At 70.9% G+C, this 16222-nt stretch carries 13 protein-coding genes; 11 read left to right on the top strand and 2 right to left on the bottom strand.

Annotated elements, in window-relative coordinates:
- Window positions 1-265: 265 nt before the first annotated feature.
- Window positions 266-826, top strand: a complete 561-nt coding sequence (locus tag Q8791_RS08575; protein ID WP_330091067.1) for a GNAT family N-acetyltransferase — start codon at window positions 266-268, stop codon at window positions 824-826.
- A 134-nt stretch (window positions 827-960) separates the two neighbouring features.
- Window positions 961-2268: a phosphoribosyltransferase family protein gene (locus Q8791_RS08580; protein ID WP_330091068.1), complete on the top strand. Its 1308-nt coding sequence runs from the start codon at window positions 961-963 to the stop codon at window positions 2266-2268.
- Window positions 2269-2427: 159 nt separating this feature from the next.
- Here Q8791_RS08580 and Q8791_RS08585 read toward each other — a convergent pair whose 3' ends face one another.
- Window positions 2428-2727, bottom strand: a complete 300-nt coding sequence (locus Q8791_RS08585; RefSeq protein ID WP_017588640.1) for a WhiB family transcriptional regulator — start codon at window positions 2725-2727, stop codon at window positions 2428-2430.
- 779 nt (window positions 2728-3506) lie between these two features.
- Between Q8791_RS08585 and Q8791_RS08590 the strand changes: the two genes are divergently transcribed.
- The 6 genes from Q8791_RS08590 to Q8791_RS08615 all read left to right on the top strand — a co-directional run bounded on the left by Q8791_RS08590 (window position 3507) and on the right by Q8791_RS08615 (window position 10632).
- A complete protein-coding gene (locus Q8791_RS08590) occupies window positions 3507-3914 on the top strand; it encodes a YccF domain-containing protein (protein WP_330091069.1) in 408 nt (135 codons plus the stop codon).
- Window positions 3915-4040: 126 nt separating this feature from the next.
- Entirely contained in the window at window positions 4041-5402 is a 1362-nt protein-coding gene (locus tag Q8791_RS08595) for an AI-2E family transporter (RefSeq protein WP_407941969.1), read from the top strand.
- Window positions 5403-5671: 269 nt separating this feature from the next.
- Complete coding sequence (locus Q8791_RS08600) at window positions 5672-7270, top strand: ABC-F family ATP-binding cassette domain-containing protein (RefSeq protein ID WP_330091070.1); 1599 nt, start codon at window positions 5672-5674, stop codon at window positions 7268-7270.
- Between the two features lie 220 nt (window positions 7271-7490).
- Window positions 7491-7697, top strand: a complete 207-nt coding sequence (locus tag Q8791_RS08605; protein WP_267949208.1) for a helix-turn-helix domain-containing protein — start codon at window positions 7491-7493, stop codon at window positions 7695-7697.
- A 72-nt stretch (window positions 7698-7769) separates the two neighbouring features.
- A complete protein-coding gene (locus Q8791_RS08610; RefSeq protein ID WP_330091071.1) occupies window positions 7770-8600 on the top strand; it encodes an enoyl-CoA hydratase/isomerase family protein in 831 nt (276 codons plus the stop codon).
- A gap of 391 nt (window positions 8601-8991) precedes the next feature.
- Window positions 8992-10632, top strand: a complete 1641-nt coding sequence (locus tag Q8791_RS08615) for a DEAD/DEAH box helicase (protein WP_330091072.1) — start codon at window positions 8992-8994, stop codon at window positions 10630-10632.
- Between the two features lie 59 nt (window positions 10633-10691).
- Here the strand turns inward: Q8791_RS08615 and Q8791_RS08620 are convergent, their stop codons facing one another.
- Window positions 10692-12050, bottom strand: coding sequence for an MFS transporter (locus Q8791_RS08620; RefSeq protein WP_330091073.1), 1359 nt, complete (start codon window positions 12048-12050; stop codon window positions 10692-10694).
- A gap of 214 nt (window positions 12051-12264) precedes the next feature.
- Between Q8791_RS08620 and Q8791_RS08625 the strand changes: the two genes are divergently transcribed.
- The 3 genes from Q8791_RS08625 to Q8791_RS08635 all read left to right on the top strand — a co-directional run bounded on the left by Q8791_RS08625 (window position 12265) and on the right by Q8791_RS08635 (window position 16145).
- Window positions 12265-13878, top strand: coding sequence for an alanine/glycine:cation symporter family protein (locus Q8791_RS08625; protein ID WP_330091074.1), 1614 nt, complete (start codon window positions 12265-12267; stop codon window positions 13876-13878).
- 360 nt (window positions 13879-14238) lie between these two features.
- A complete protein-coding gene (locus Q8791_RS08630; protein WP_330091075.1) occupies window positions 14239-15321 on the top strand; it encodes a permease in 1083 nt (360 codons plus the stop codon).
- Window positions 15318-16145 carry a TIGR03943 family putative permease subunit gene (locus tag Q8791_RS08635; RefSeq protein WP_330091076.1) on the top strand — a complete coding sequence of 276 codons (828 nt, stop codon included), beginning with the start codon at window positions 15318-15320 and terminating at the stop codon, window positions 16143-16145. Before Q8791_RS08630 ends, Q8791_RS08635 begins: the two co-directional genes overlap by 4 nt.
- Window positions 16146-16222: the final 77 nt, after the last annotated feature.

The following is a 16222-nucleotide window of genomic DNA, read 5'->3' on the forward strand; positions in this document are numbered from 1 at the left end:
AGTCCGCTCATGGGACGACAGACGTTTTCGGCGACCGATCCGGCCGGGCTTGCCATAGGGCGCGGTCGCGATTTACATAGGGGGTCCGCTCCGTATCCGAGAGGCTCCCTCCCCGGGACCGCTCGGCCACCACCGCGACCCAGGGCCCCTGTCCCGGCCCGCCCCGCGGCCCGCTCGCGCGCAGGGCACCCCCAGCCTGCTGTCCGCCGACTCCCCCCTACCGGCAACCGTCTCGCGCGGTGCCCGGACGGAACCGGAAGATCTCATGATCAACACGAGCGCGCTGAGAGCAAAGCCCACCCTCACCGGGGAACGGGTCCACCTGGTCCCGCTGGGACCGGAGCACACCGACGCCTACTTCTCAGCCGGCCTCGACACGGAGGTCCGCAGACTCACCGGCACCCACCGACACCTCACCTACGCGGAGGCGAGGGAGTGGTGCGCGACCCGTGCGGGCCGCACCGACCGCCTGGACCTGGCCATCATCGCCCCCAAGGACGGGCGCTACCTGGGTGAGCTGTCCATCTACGCCGTGGCCGCGGAGAACGAGAGCGCCGGGTACCGCATCGCCCTGTCCGCCATCGAGTTCACCGGTCAGGGCCTGGGCCGCGAGGCCACCCAACTCGTGCTGGAGTACGCCTTCGAGAGCATCGGCCTCCACCGGGTCTGGCTCTACGTCTACGCCTTCAACATGCGCGCCATCGCCGTCTACCGCTCCTGCGGGTTCGCCGTCGAGGGCCGGCTGCGCGACTCGCTGCTCTGGGAGGGGCGCCGACACGACGCGCTCCTGATGGGGGTGCTCAGGAGCGGGCTCCGCCGGACCTGAGCCACACGGTTTTTGCTCGGCTGCGGGGTTGGGACCGCCGCGTCGGGGGGTATGCCGGTAGCACTTTCCAGCGGCTCACTCCACACAGCCGAGAGGAGCGGTGTCGGGGCTCCGGTCCCTGCACCGGTGAGGACATGAACCCGGTACCCGTTTCACTGCCCTTCGCCGACCGGTCCGAAGCGGGGCGACGCCTCGCCGAGCGGGTGCGCCCCCTCGCGGTCAACGATCCCCTCGTCCTGGCCCTGCCGCGCGGCGGGGTCCCGGTCGGGGCCGAACTCGCCCGACGCCTGGACGCCGACTTCGACGTGCTCATGGTCCGCAAGATCGGGCTGCCCGGCCGGCCCGAGACGGGGGTGGGGGCGATAGCCGAGGACGGGCGCGTGCTCTTCGACGACCGCGCCCTGGCACGGATGCAGGTGCCCCGCCAGGCCCTGTCCGACACCGTCGCCGCCGAGCGGGACGAACTCGACCGCAGACGCCGCGTCTACCGGGGCGACAGGTCGGGGCCGCGCATCGCCGGACGCGACTGCGTGATCGTGGACGACGGCGTCGCGACGGGCGGCACCGCACGCGCCGCACTGCGGATGGTGCGCGAGGCGGGCCCCTCACGGCTGATCCTGGCGGTGCCGGTCGCGGCGCCCGAGGCCGTGGAGGCGCTGCGGGAGGACGTCGACGAACTGGTGGTGCTCAGCGCGCCGGACAACTTCCACTCCGTGGGTGAGTGGTACCGCGACTTCGACCAGCTCTCCGACGGACACGTCACCGCGATCCTCGCCGAGCAGGGCCGGGTCCACCCCAGGTCCGACGCGGCCCGCGGGGTGCGGGTGCGCGCGGGCCGGGTCTACCTCGACGGCGATCTCACCGTGCCCGCCGTCCTGCGCGGCGCGGTGGTGCTGGCCGCGGGGGAGGGGCGCTCCGACCCGCGCTGGCAGGCGATCTCGTCGGCCATGCAGCAGGCCGGGTACGCGACCCTCCTCCTGGACCTGCTGACCGTCCAGGAGCAGGAGTCGGGTTCGGGCGGCGCCGACACGGCCGTGATGGGCGAGCGGCTGAGTGCCGCCGTCACCTGGCTGCGCCGCGCGACCGACGCGGCGAACGAGCCCCTGGGGGTGCTGGGTTCGGGAAGCGCGGCTCCGGCGGCTCTGGTCACGGCCGCCGAACGCCCGGAGGACGTGGCCGCGGTGGTGGTCCACGGGGGGCGGATCGACCTGGCCGAACCGAGCCTGCCCGAGGTCCGGGCACCGGTCCTGGTCCTGCTGGAGAGCAGGGACTCCTTCGTGCGCGAGCTGGGTGAGTGGGCGCGGGGCCGCATGGGCGGACCGACCGACCTGCGTGTCATGTCGGGCGCTGAGCAACTGCTCCACGGTGCGAAGGAGTGGCGCCAGGTCGCGGGGGAGACCCTGGACTGGTTCGACCGGCACCTCGCGGGCCGCAGGGAGTGAACCCGCCGGGTCCGGAGTGCGGAAACCGGGGCTTCCACGGCCCCTCGGGGCATGAGAAAACCCGCGGCGCCCTCGACGTCGAACGTCGGGGCGCCGCGGGTTGATCGGGGGCCGGGGCCACCGGGGGAGATCCGCTGTGCCGTGGTTCGGGAACCTCGGTCAGGCAGCGTTGGCGCGGCGCATACGGCGACGGCGCTCGGAGGCGCGCTCGTCCTCGTTCAGGCCACCCCAGGTACCGTACTTCTCCGGACGCGAGATCGCGTAGTCCAGGCAGTCGGTTCGCACAGGGCAGGCCGCACAGATCTCCTTGGCCTTGCGCTCCCGAATCTCCCGCTCCGGCTGGCGTTCGCCATCCGGGCCGAAGAAGAGCACAAGGTCCTCGCCCCGGCACGCGGCGGCATCCTGCCACCCCCAGCTCGGGCGGGGGCGCAGCGCGGCCTGCCGACGTACCTGAGACATGCTTGAACCACCTCTACTGAAATCACTAGTAAGCTGTCGGAAAAAGCTTCAGTCACCAAAAGTTGGTCATGCGGCGTGAGTCACCCCGCACGACGCAAACGCCGAACGGTGCAGACGATGTTCCCCGGTGTGGCTGAGACCACGAGAAGCACAGACCATGCGGCAGGGTTTGCTGAAGACGGAGTGCTCTCACGCGAACGGCTGCGGAGGCGGTGACGGCCTCCGTCCGAGCCGGTACGTAATCATGCCATCCCCACTCCCGATCCTGCACGGGGGGTGGGGAAATTACTCGCCCAACCGTTACCGAAACCTGATGTCTACTGACTGGTCTTCGGTCGTTTGTCCGAGTTTGTCGTAAATCACAAGATCTACGGTCTTGAGCAGGACACAGCACATCGTATGGTGCGATGTCCCTCCTGCCTAGGGGGTTCTCCTGATACACCGATCACATTGTGGTCTGTGTGGAGCTCCGAGATTTGGCGTGACCGTATGTCCTCACCCTGCGTCGCGTCCGCCGGGGTGCACGGCGCGGGGTGACGGCCCCGGCGGACCGGGTCGATATCCTCCCCGGGCACGCCGCGACGCACCGTCCCGCACGCCCCCTCGGGGCCCGGCGCGCGTACGCCTCCCCACCCCTAGGGGAAGGACCGGGGGAACCGCCCGGAACGGGTCATGGTGCGGCGGCGTCCCAGACGATAGAAAGCAACGGGTGCGGCCCCGTCCACGCGGGATCGCGCGCACCCGCGGACGCGGAACCCAATCCGAGGAGACGAAACACCGTGGCCCTCTTGCGGCTCATCCTGAACATCATCTGGCTCTTCGTCGCCGGCTTCTGGCTGGCGGTCGGCTACGTCGTCGCCGGAGTCATCTGCTGCATCCTGATCGTCACCATCCCGTTCGGGATCGCCTCCTTCCGCATGGCCAGCTACGCGATCTGGCCCTTCGGCAGGGAGCTGGTCCGCAGGCAGGGGGCCGGCGGCGGCAGTACCTTCCTCAACGTCATCTGGCTGATCGTCGCCGGTTGGTGGCTGACGATCGGCCATATCGCCACCGCGCTCGGCCTCGCCGTCACTATCATCGGGATCCCGCTGGCCTGGGCCTCGCTGAAGATGATCCCCGTGGCGCTGGCGCCTTTCGGCAACGAGATCGTGCACAGTGGCCGCCCCAGGGAACCCTGGCAGTTCTGACGCCGTTGATTTCCCGACGGGCACGGGAGAACCAGGACCCTCGTCCGCGCATCCCCCCGGTACCACCTCCGCGTGCCCGTCGCCTCCCGTGCGGGCACCACGCAGCATCCTGAGAATGGAGTTCATGTGCAAGCCCAACGGCCGGGAGTGTGGGCGCTCCTGAACAAATGGCTCACGGCCCGCAGGGCCAGAGCCGAGCGCCTCGCCCAGTTGGAGGCCCGGAACGAGCCCTCCGAGCCCGAACCCCAGGACCCGGCGCAGGGCCCGGCCGAGCAGGACGACGTCGGAGCGGGCGACATCCTGAAGTCGGTCAGCGACGTCGCCTGGCGCTTCCTCCTGATCGGGGTCGTGGCCGGCCTGCTCCTCTACGGCCTCGTCTACCTGTCGGTCGTCACCCTGCCGATGATCCTCGCGGTGTTCATCACCGCCCTGCTCATGCCGCTCGCCAACCTGCTGCGGCGCAAGGGCCTGGGCCGGGGGTCGTCGACGGCGATCTCGATCCTGGTCGGACTCGTCATCTTCGGCGGCGTGATCTCGATGATCGTCACGCCCGCCGTACAGGGTTTCGGCCCCCTGGTCGACAGCGTCACCAGCGCGGTCAGTGAACTTCAGGACATCGAGGTGCCCTTCGGGCTCGACCCGGCGCTGTTCACCGACATGATCGACGACGCCTGGGTGCAGATCCAGGCCATGATCTCCGAGAACCAGGACCAGCTGCTCAGCGGTGCCTGGACCGCGGGCGCCGCCGTGATCTCGGTGCTGGTGGGCATCGTCCTCATCATCGCCCTGACCGTGTACTTCGTGCACTCGGGCGACCAGCTCATGGACTGGTTCCTCACCCTGTTCCCGCCGCGCTCCCGTCCGGGCCTGCGCCACGCGGGCGACGTCGCCTACGGCGTCATGGGGCGCTACGTGCGCGGTGTGGCCGCGGTCGGGTTCTTCGACGCCGTCGGCATCGGCATCGCCCTGGTCTTCCTGATCGACATCAACCTTGCCATCCCGCTGATCGTGCTGACCTTCGTCGGCGCGTTCCTGCCGATCATCGGCGCCTTCCTGACGGGCCTCCTGGCCGCGATGGTCGCGTTCGTCACCGAGGGCTGGATCGTCGCGCTCGTCGTCGTCGGCGCCGTGGTCCTGGTGCAGCAGCTGGAGAGCAACGTCTTCGCACCGCGCATCTACGGTGCGTCGCTCGACCTGCCGTCGCCCGTCGTGCTGATCGCGATCTCCGTGGGCGCCGTGGTCGGGAACATCCCCGGTATGTTCCTGGCCACGCCGGTGGCCGCGGTCCTGGCGGCCCTGCTGCGCAACCGTCCGCCGAGCCATCACGACGACTCGGCGGACGAACCGCCGGCGGCCCCCGACGGGAAGCAACCCGTGGCGGCGACAGCGGTCGTCGTGGCCAAGGTCCCCAAGGAGAGGGAGACCGCGGCCAGGACGCCCGGGGACGCGGAGACCGAGGGCACGGACTCCGCCGCCAAGGAGGAGTAGGGCCTCGCGGGCGCCGGAGTGACCGGCGACGCCCGACCGAGGGGAATGCGCGGTGCCCCCGCCCCCGTTGACCGGTGGGCGGGGGCACAGCCGTGTCCGGCTGCTTCCGGGAAAACGGATCGCCGCATCCCCCGTCCGTGCCGTTAGGCTGGGTCGGTCGGCCCGATGGCCACCACCCCCACCGACGCGGAGGAGCCACCGCTCCCGTTCACCGCGGGTGCGCGTCCGGCCGAACCGAACCGTCCCACCACCTCGTAGGAAGCCCCACCATGCTGATCGCCACCGACCTCGAACTGCGTGTCGGTCCTCGACTCCTGTTGGAGCCGACCACCTTCCGCGTCGCCGCCGGGGACCGGATCGGACTGGTCGGCCGCAACGGTGCGGGCAAGACGACCATGACCAAGGTGCTGGCGGGCGAGGGCCTGCCCACCGGCGGTACGGTCACATCCTCCGGCACCATCGGCTATCTGCCTCAGGACCCGCGCACGGGCGACCCGGACGTCATCGCCCAGGACCGCGTGCTGTCCGCCCGCGGCATCGACGAGGCCCTGCGCGGTATGCGCGAGGCCGAGAAGAAGATGGCCAGTACCGACAACAAGACCCGTAACAAGGGTGTGCGCGCCTACTCCCGGTGGGAGGAGCGCCTGCACGTGCTGGGCGGGTACGCCGCCGAGTCCGAGGCCGCCGCCATCGCCTCCAGCCTGGGCCTGCCCGACAAGGTGCTCTCCCAGCCCCTGCACACGCTCTCCGGCGGTCAGCGCCGCCGCATCGAGCTGGCGCGCATCCTGTTCAGCGGCGCCGACACGCTGCTGCTGGACGAGCCCACCAACCACCTGGACGCCGACTCCATCGTCTGGCTGCGCGACTTCCTCAAGTCGCACCAGGGCGGACTCATCGTGATCAGCCACGACGTCGACCTGGTCGAGCACGTGGTGAACAAGGTGTTCTACCTGGACGCCAACCGCAGCGTCATCGACATCTACAACATGGGCTGGAAGCTGTACCTGGAGCAGCGCGAGGCCGACGAGCGCCGGCGCAAGCGCGAGCTGGCCAACGCCGAGAAGCAGGCCGACACCCTGCGCAAGCAGGCGGACAGGTTCCGGGCCAAGGCGTCCAAGGCGCGGGCGGCCCAGCAGATGCTCAACCGGGCCGACCGGCTCCTGGACGGCGTGCAGGGCGTGCGCAAGTCCGACAAGGTGGCCAAGCTGCGCTTCCCCGACCCGGCGCCCAGCGGACGCACGCCGCTGATGGCGGAGGGGCTGTCCAAGTCCTACGGCTCGCTGGAGATCTTCACCGGCGTGGACCTGGCGATCGACCGGGGCAGCCGCGTGGTGATCCTGGGCCTCAACGGCGCCGGCAAGACCACGCTGCTGCGGCTTCTCGGCGGGGTCGAGGAGCCCGACTTCGGCTCCGTGGTTCCCGGGCACGGGCTCAAGCTCGGCTACTACGCCCAGGAGCACGAGACCCTGGACGTGGGCCGCAGCGTCCTGGAGAACATGATGAGCGCGGCCCCGCACCTCCCGGAGGTGGAGGCGCGGCGCACGCTGGGCTCGTTCCTGTTCACCGGCGACGACGTCGACAAGCCGGCGGGCGTGCTCTCCGGCGGGGAGAAGACCCGGCTGGCCCTGGCCACGCTGGTCGTCTCCAGCGCCAACGTGCTGCTGCTGGACGAGCCCACCAACAACCTGGACCCGGCCAGCCGCGAGGAGATCCTGGCGGCGCTGCGCAACTACAAGGGTGCGATCGTGCTGGTGACACACGACGAGGGCGCGGTCGACGCGCTCCAGCCCGAACGGGTCATCCTGCTGCCGGACGGTGTCGAGGACGTGTGGAACGCCGAGTTCGAGGACCTGATCTCGCTGGCGTGAGACGGGGGCCGTGAGGGCCCGCGGTGACGGAGGTGGACGCCCAGCGTGCTGGGAGGTTCACCTCCGTCTTTTTCGGTTGGTGTTTGCGGCGTTCCGAAACCTGGGTCGGGGCGGGGGTGCGCGGCGCGGCGCGAGGTGAATGTGGCGGGGCGTGAGCGCCATGCCGGATCATGGCAGGGATTCCAGAAGCGGTTGACCGGACGACTCGGAGGAGTGAACTGTGGACGATGCGCTGAGGAAGGGCACCCGGGTGGCGGGGACGGACCGTTCCGAGCTCGCGGCCCAGCTCAAGCGGCGCTACGACTCGGGCGAGAGCATCCGCATGCTGGCGGCGGCCACCGGGCGTTCCTACGGTTTCGTCCACCGGCTGCTCAGTGAGGCAGGAGCCGAGCTGCGCGGGCGCGGCGGGGCCACGCGCAAGGCCTGAGGCCCCGTACGTGCGACCGGTGGTTACCGATGAGTAATATCGGGGGTGACACCGAGCACGACGGAGGAACCCATGGCACAGGCGTCGAACGGGCCCGGGCAGCTGCCCACGGAAGCGGAGCTGACCCGGGCCGGGCTCAGGCTGGCCGTGGACGGCCAGGTCGCCCGCATCACCATCAGCCGCCCCGAACGGCGCAACGCCATGACCGGCCGCACCTGGACCACCTTGGCCCACATCGGCCAGACCCTCCCGGCCGATGTCCGAATCGTCGTGCTCGCGGGGGAAGGTGACATCTTCTCCGCCGGCATCGACCTCAACATGTTCACCCCCGAGGGTGTGGACGGCGAGCGCTCCATGGTCGCGGGCATCCTCGACGGCACCTCCACCAAGGCCGACGTCGAGGCGTACATCGCCGGCCTCCAGGAGGGCTTCCTCTGGCTGCGCCGCCCCGACCTCGTCACCGTCGCCGCCGTACGCGGCCACGCCATCGGCGCGGGCTTTCAGCTGGCGCTCTCCTGCGACCTGCGCATCCTCGCCGACGACGCCAACTTCTGCATGAAGGAGCCCGCCCTCGGGCTGGTCCCCGACCTCACCGGAACCAAGCCGCTCGTGGACATCGTCGGTGTCCACCGCGCCGTCGAGATCTGCCTGACCGCCCGCCGCGTCGGCGCGCAGGAGGCCCGCGAACTCGGACTGGCCGAACTCGTCGTCCCCGCAGACGAGCTCTCCGCCGCCGTGGACGACGTCGTCGCCGCGCTGCTCGCCACCGACGCCGAGGCCGCGGCCGCCACCAAGGCCCTCCTCCAACAGGCCGCGGGCAACACACTCGGGGAACAGGCCGAGGCCGAGCGCCGCGCCCAGGTCGGCCGCCTCACCGCGCTGGCCCGGACGATGTCCTCCTAGACGCGGCGCGACACCCGGGAAGGGGTGGGGGAGACCCGTATCACCGGTGAAAAACCCCCATCCCGTCCCCGATTCCGGACGATGTCTAGTACGCTTCTGCAAGCGGTCGTCCAGTAATGCCGCGCGCATCCGAGCGCGCCGAGGCCGCACAAGACGCGGAGAGCGTGTCGACCCCGTCGGCGCCACTCTTGCCCGAAGAGTTGCTCGTACCCACGCAGTGGGATGCACCGAGCGCAGGAGCCCCAAGAATCGAAGGGGTCCGCTTCCGCGTGTGATCAGGCGCGTTTGTGTGATTTCTTCGCTGGGTCCGCTGTGGCCGTGTGGAGCCTTCCTCGAAACGCCGCCAAACGATGAGGAAGGTACACGTCACTTGACGACGGACACTGCCGTAATGCCCGCTTTCGACTCCCTGGGGCTTCCCCAGGACATCGTCGACGAGCTGGCCAAGAACGGTGTGACCACCCCGTTCCCGATCCAGGCCGCCACCATCCCCGACGCCATCGAGGGCCGCGACGTCCTCGGCTGCGGTCGCACCGGATCGGGCAAGACCCTGGCCTTCGGCCTGCCGGTCCTGATGCGCGCCGCGGAGCGCCGCGCCGCCGCCAACCGCCCCCGGGCCCTGATCCTGGTGCCCACCCGCGAACTCGCCCACCAGGTGCGCGACGCCCTGCGCGGTTACTCCCGCGTCGTGGGTGTGCGCGTCGGCGACGTCGTCGGCGGTAGCTCCTACACCCGCCAGATCAACGAACTCCGCCGCGGCGTCGAGGTCCTCGTCGCCACGCCGGGCCGTCTCACCGACCTCATCGACCAGGGCGCCTGCGACCTGAGCGACGTCGAGGTCTCGGTGCTGGACGAGGCCGACCAGATGTGCGACATGGGCTTCATGCCGCAGGTCACCGAGCTCCTCGACCAGGTGCACCCCGACGGTCAGACCCTGCTGTTCTCGGCCACGCTCGACGGCGATGTCGACAAGCTGGTCCGCAAGTACATGAAGGACCCGCAGACCCACTCCGTGGACCCGCCGGTCTCCCAGGTCACCGCCATGGAGCACCACCTGCTCAAGGTGCTGCCCCGTGACAAGAACAAGATCATCACCCAGATCGCCGCGCGCGACGGCCGCACGATCCTGTTCGTGCGCAGCAAGTACCGCGCGGACGCCATCAGCGAGCAGCTGGCGGCGGCGGGCGTGCCCTGCGCGTCCCTGCACGGCGGCAAGACGCAGAGCGTGCGCACCCGCACCCTCGCCAAGTTCCGCGAGGGCAAGATCCAGGCGCTGGTCGCCACCGACGTCGCCGCCCGCGGCATCCACGTCGACGGCATCGACATGGTCGTCAACATCGACCTGCCCACCGGGCACAAGGACTACCTGCACCGCGGCGGCCGTACCGCGCGCGCCGGCGCCTCCGGCCTGGTCGTCTCCCTGGTCGCGCCCAACCAGCGCCGCATGGCGCGCCGCCTGCTCAGTGACGCCGGCGTCGACGCCAAGCAGCACCTGGTCAACCCGGGCGACGAGCTGCTCACCGAGGTGACCGGGGCCAAGGAGCCCTCCTGGGAGCCGTGGATCGAGCCGCCCGAGCCCGTGCGCGAGCGCCGCGGACGCGGTGGCCCCCGTCGCAGTGGCGGCGGCTACGGCGGTGGCGGCGGCTACCGCGGCGGTTACCGTGGCGGCGACAACCGCGGCGGTGGCGGCGGCTACCGCGGCGGCAGCGGTGGCGGCGGCTACCGGGGCGACCGCCCCGAGGGCGGCGGCTTCCGTGACGGCGAGCGCCGCAACGACCGCGGCGAGGGCGGCGGCTACCGCGGCGGCGAGCGCCGTGAGTACGCCCCGCGCGGCGAGGGCGGCTACCGCGGCGGCGAGAACCGCGGCGGTGGCGGCGGCTACCGCGGTGGCGACAACCGCGGCGGTGGCGGCGGTTACCGTGGCGGCGAGAACCGCGGCGGTGGCGGCGGCTACCGCGGCGGCAGCGGTGGCGGCGGCTACCGGGGCGACCGTCCCCGCACCGACCGCTACGACTCCGCCCCGCAGCACTAGGGTGTGAACGGACTCGGGCCCGGCAGGTTCTCCTGCCGGGCCCGAGCCCTTTTCCGGGGTTACCCTCTTCTCTCGGACACCGGCACCTCGCGCAGGTCGCGACCCCGGGTCTCCCGGGACAGGGCGACGGCCAGGAGGGTGATCGCGCCCATCGCCGCCACGTACAGCGAGATGGGGAGGCTGGTGCCGAACCGCATCAGCAGGGCGGTCGCGATGAGGGGGGCCAGGCCCCCGGCCACGATCGAGGCCAGCTGGTAGCCGACCGACGCTCCCGAGTAGCGCACACGGGTGCTGAACAGCTCGGAGAAGAACGCCGCCTGCGGGCCGTACATCGCCCCGTGCATCACCAGTCCCACCGTCGCCGCCAGCGTCACCGACCAGAAGGAACCCAGGTCGATGAGGGGGAAGAACGCGAAAGCCCACACGGCGACCCCCACCGCACCGATCGCCGTCACCGGACGGCGGCCGAACCGGTCCGACAGGGCTCCCCAGGCGGGGATCGTCACCAGGTGCACCGCCGAGGCGATCAGGACCGCGTTGAGGACCTGGCCGTTGGGCATGTTCACCTGCTGGGTCGCGTAGACCAGGATGAACGCGGTGACCACGTAGTACGAGACGTTCTCGGCCATGCGCACGCCCATCGCGACCAGTGCCTCGCGCCAGTGGTCGCGGAGCACGCCCAGGATCGGGGCGCGCTCGGGACCGGACGAGGCCGCGGCCCGCTCGTGCGCCTCGCGGAACACCGGGGACTCGCTCACCGCGAGGCGGATCCACAGGCCCAGGAGGACCAGGACGCCCGAGAGCAGGAACGGGATGCGCCACCCCCAGTCGAGGAACACCGCGTCGCTCATCACCACCGCGAGGACCGCCAGGACCGCGGTGGCCAGCAGGTTGCCGCCCGGTGCGCCCGCCTGGGGCCAGGAGGCCCAGAAGCCCCGGTGCCTGGGCTGTCCGTGCTCGGCGACCAGCAGGACCGCCCCTCCCCACTCGCCGCCCAGCGCGAATCCCTGGACGACCCGCAGCAGGGTCAGCAGGAGCGGCGCTGCCACGCCGATCGCCGCGTAGGTCGGCAGCAGCCCGATCGCGAAGGTCGCGCCGCCCATCATGAGCAGGCTGATGATCAACAGCTGTTTTCGGCCGACCCGGTCGCCGAAGTGGCCGAAGACCAGCCCTCCGAGCGGGCGGGCGACGAACCCGACCGCGTAGGTGGTGAACGCCAGCATCGTGCCGACCAGGGGGTCGGACTCGGGGAAGAAGACGTGGTTGAAGACCAGGGCGGCCGCGGCGCCGTAGAGGAAGAAGTCGTACCACTCGATGGTCGTGCCGACCAGGCTGGCGGTGACCACGCGGAGGAAGGGCTTCCCCGGTTTCCGGGTCTCGGGTGCGGACGGGGGTTCGGGGGAGGAGTTCTGTTCCATGCCGGAACGGTAGGAAGGGCGCGCCCGGCTGACCATGGGCGGCGCCCCCACAGGTCGGACCCCGATCATGTGTCCGGCCGGGGTTGTTGACCCATTACGGTCCTTTACCGCCCCTTCGCGTGTCCGAATCGCCCGAAACCGGAGGTGGCCTGGACAGTTGCGGGACAGCCCCGATGTCGTACTCGGGACCACCACGCCGCCTGAAGGGGAACGCGTGAACGTCCTCAACGTCCTACTCGTCACCGTCAACGACTTCTTCTGGAGCTACCTCCTCATCCCGCTCCTGGTCGTTCTCGCCTTGTACTTCACGGTGCGTTCGGGGCTCGTGCAGCTGCGGCTGTTCCCCGAGATGTTCCGGGTGCTGAGGAGCAGCCCGGGAACCGCGCCCGACGGAGGCAGGGAGATCTCGGCTTTCCAGGCCTTCGCCATCTCCGCCGCATCCCGGGTGGGGACCGGGAACATCGTCGGCGTGGCGACCGCGATCATGCTGGGCGGGCCCGGAGCGGTCTTCTGGATGTGGGCGATGGCCTGTGTCCTGGGCGCGGCGGCGTTCGTGGAGTCGACGCTGGCCCAGCTGTACAAGGTGCGCACCAGCACGGGGTTCCGAGGCGGGCCCGCGTACTACATGCTGCTCGGGCTGGGGCAGCGGTGGATGGGCGCCCTCTTCGCGGTCCTCATCACCGTCACCTTCAGCCTCGTCTTCAACTCGGTGCAGGCGAACAGCATCACCGGGGCCATCTCCACCTCCGCGCACGAACTGGGCTCGCCCACCGGCTGGTTCCTGAACCTGCTGGTCGGACTGGCGCTGGTCGGGCTGACCGCCGCCGTCATCTTCGGCGGGGTGCGCCGCATCGCCACCGTCGCCCAGACGCTCGTGCCCCTCATGGCGATCCTCTACATCCTGCTCGGCGCGGCAGTGGTGATCCTCAACATCGGCGAGCTGCCCCGGGTCGTCGCCGACATCTTCGCCTCGGCGTTCGGGCTGCGCGAGGCCGCCGCCGGCGGCGTGGGCGCCGCGATCGTGCAGGGCATGCGGCGCGGCATGTTCTCCAACGAGGCGGGACTGGGGTCCGCCCCCAACGCCGGTGCCACCGCGTCGGTCTCCCACCCGGCCAAGCAGGGGCTCGTGCAGACCCTGGGCGTGTACTTCGACACCTGGCTGGTGTGCTCGGTGACCGCCTTCATCATCCTCGTGTACAACCCGGACTTCGGCGTGGAGACCGGAGCGGAGGTCACCCAGCGGGCCCTCCAGTACTCCCTGGGCGACTGGTCCGTGCACGCGCTGACGGTGATCCTGTTCCTGCTGGCCTTCACCTCCGTCCTGGGGAACTACTACTACGGCGAGTCCAACCTCCGGTTCCTGGACGCCGACCCGCAGCACATGACCTACTTCCGCTACGCGGTGCTGGCCGCGGTGTTCATCGGCTCCGTGGCGCCGCTGACCCTGGTGTGGAACCTGGCCGACATCGCCATGGGTGCCATGGCCACCGTCAACCTCGTGGCACTGGCGCCGCTGTCGGCCGTCGCCTTCCGGCTGCTGGCCGACTACAGCCGACAGCTCCGCAACGGGCTCGACCCGCAGTTCACGCTGTCCAAGATGCCCGACCTCCGGAACGTGGAGTGCTGGGGTCCCGCCTCCGGCTCCCTCCCCGACGACGTCCAGCGCGGGGAGGGGGACGCCCCGAGCGACCCGGCCACGGCCCTGGCGGAGCGGGACGCGAACGACGGTGGAACCGGCGGCTCCCACGCGGACCCCGGTGCCGAGGAGGACGGCCCGGGCGACGACGGCCCGGACGAGGGGCCGGACCAGGGTCCGCAGGAGCGCTAGGGCGTGTTCTGTGGATGCTTTCGGTTGACTCGGCGCTTGCGCCGATCGACGCGAGCGGCTTCCAGGCCATCTCTCGCAAGACGGGTAGTGCAGGTCAGCCCGGGTTTGGCTGTCCGAGCGCAGTCGGTGCGGCGAGAGGCAGCCTGGGGGACGCGAGCCCGGAATGACCCGCGGAACACGCCCTAGCGGGCCCGCCGGGCGCCGCGGCGCCGACACCGGGCGGTGTGCGAGGCCCCCGCTGCGGGGCTCCTCCCCGCCCCGCGGAGGACGGTCGTCCACAGGGGGCGTCGGCCCGTCCCGGACGAAAACGATTTTCGGTACTATGCGTGGAGACCCCGCCCGACCACCACGGAGACCGCCGTGCCCGACCGGACCTCACCGGCCGCCGAACCCATCCAGCCCCCGCCGGCCTCCCTCGGCGACTCCCTCGCCGGGGGGTGGTCGGAGCGCGGCGACGAGCTTCCCCCCGAGGACTGGGGGCGTGAACGGGGCCGCCGCAGGACCGGAACGGTCTGGCTGTTCGCCCTGTTCATCACCGCGATGGCGCTGGGGCACGCCTGGATCTCCGACGAGCTGACCAGCCAGGCGTTCCTGGCGTGGGCCACCATCTTCACCGCGATCAGCTTCCAGGCGCTGCCCTTCCTGGTGTTCGGGGTGGCGCTGTCCGCCGCGCTCACCGCGTTCGTGCCGCCCTCGGCCTACCAGCGGTTCATCCCGTCCAAGCCGAGCCGGGCCGTGCCGATCGCCGGGGCCTCCGGGGCCCTGCTGCCCGGCTGCGAGTGCGCCTCGGTGCCCATCGCCGGAAGCCTGATCAAGGGCGGGGTCGCCCCGGCGGCCGCGCTCACCTTCCTGCTGGCGGCGCCCTCCATCAACCCGGTCGTCATGATCGCCACGGCGGTGGCCTTCGCCGGACAGCCCGAGATGATCCTGGCGCGGTTCGTGGCCTCGCTGCTCGCGTCCGTGGTCATCGGGTGGATCTGGGTGCGCTTCGGCCGCGCCGACTGGCTCCGCCTGCCCACGCACACGCACGCCCCCGGAAGCTCCCGGTGGCAGGTCTTCCGCGAGTCGATGCTGCACGACATGATGCACGCGGGCGGCTACCTGGTGGTCGGAGGTCTGGCCGCGGCCACCCTCAACATCATGGTGCCGCGCGAGTGGCTGCTGGCGGTCGCCGGGATGCCGGTGGTCTCGGTCCTCGTGCTCGCCCTCCTCGCCATCCTGCTGTCCATCTGCTCCGAGGCCGACGCGTTCGTCGCGGTCAGCCTCACCGACTTCTCGCCCACCGCCAAGCTCGCGTTCATGGTGATCGGACCGATCGTCGACCTCAAGCTCCTCGCGATGCAGGCGGGCGTCTTCGGCTGGCGCTTCGTGGCCCGCTTCGCGCCGCTGTGCCTGGTGGTCGGGCTGCTCAGCACTTTCCTGATCGGAGGACTGCTCCTGTGAACCGCATCGCCCAGGGACTCACCCTCGTCCTGCTCGGCGCGGCCGCGCTGACCAGCACGATCCCCACCGACCTCTACCTCAACTGGGTCAAGGCGGGCTTCGGTCCCTTCCTCATCGCCGCAGGCGTGGTGATGGTCCTGCTCGGCGTGCTCGTCATCGCCGCCGAGATCCGCGGCGAGAACGAGGCGCTGGAGGAGCGGCACGAGCAGGAGGAGCCCGCCGCCGTCCGCGCGGAGGGCGCGGCCGCCGTGGAGAGGGACTACGAGGAAGCGTACGGCCGCGGTCGCGGCCACGACGCACACGACCACTCCCGGGCCCCCGGCGTGGCGTGGCTGCTCCTGCTCCCGGTGCTCGCCGTGTTCGTCGTCGCCCCGCCCGCCCTGGGCTCCTACACGGTGGAGGCCACCTCCGGTTCCTCCGGACCGCCGCCCGAGGACCGGCGCTCGGGGGTGTTCGACGACGGGATCGAGGAGGCCTCTCCGGGCGAGGTCGTCACCCTGGACATCCGGCAGTTCGTGATGCGCGCCTGGATCGACGAGGACCGCCTGCTGGCCGGGCAGGAGGTCGAGCTGACCGGGTTCGCGGTGCCCGAGAGGGACGGGGACGGGTGGTACCTCGCACGCCTGCAGATGGCCTGCTGCGCCGCCGACGCCGTCGTCAACAAGGTGTACATCTCCAACGAGCCCGCGCCCGAGGCCGACACGTGGTGGACGGTGCGGGGCACCTGGGTCGAGCCCGAGGGTGAGATCTTCGAGGTCAGCGAACACGAGATCACGGCCCTGGAGGTCCGTGAGGTCACCGATCCGCCGGACCCCTACGAGTAGGGGCCCGCGGGCCGCCCACCCTCTCCCGGCCGTCGCCGCCTCCACGGCGCACTCTGCGCCACACCGTTCACCATTCG

The sequence above is a fragment of the Nocardiopsis codii genome (assembly GCF_036327455.1).
Taxonomy (GTDB): domain Bacteria; phylum Actinomycetota; class Actinomycetes; order Streptosporangiales; family Streptosporangiaceae; genus Nocardiopsis; species Nocardiopsis codii.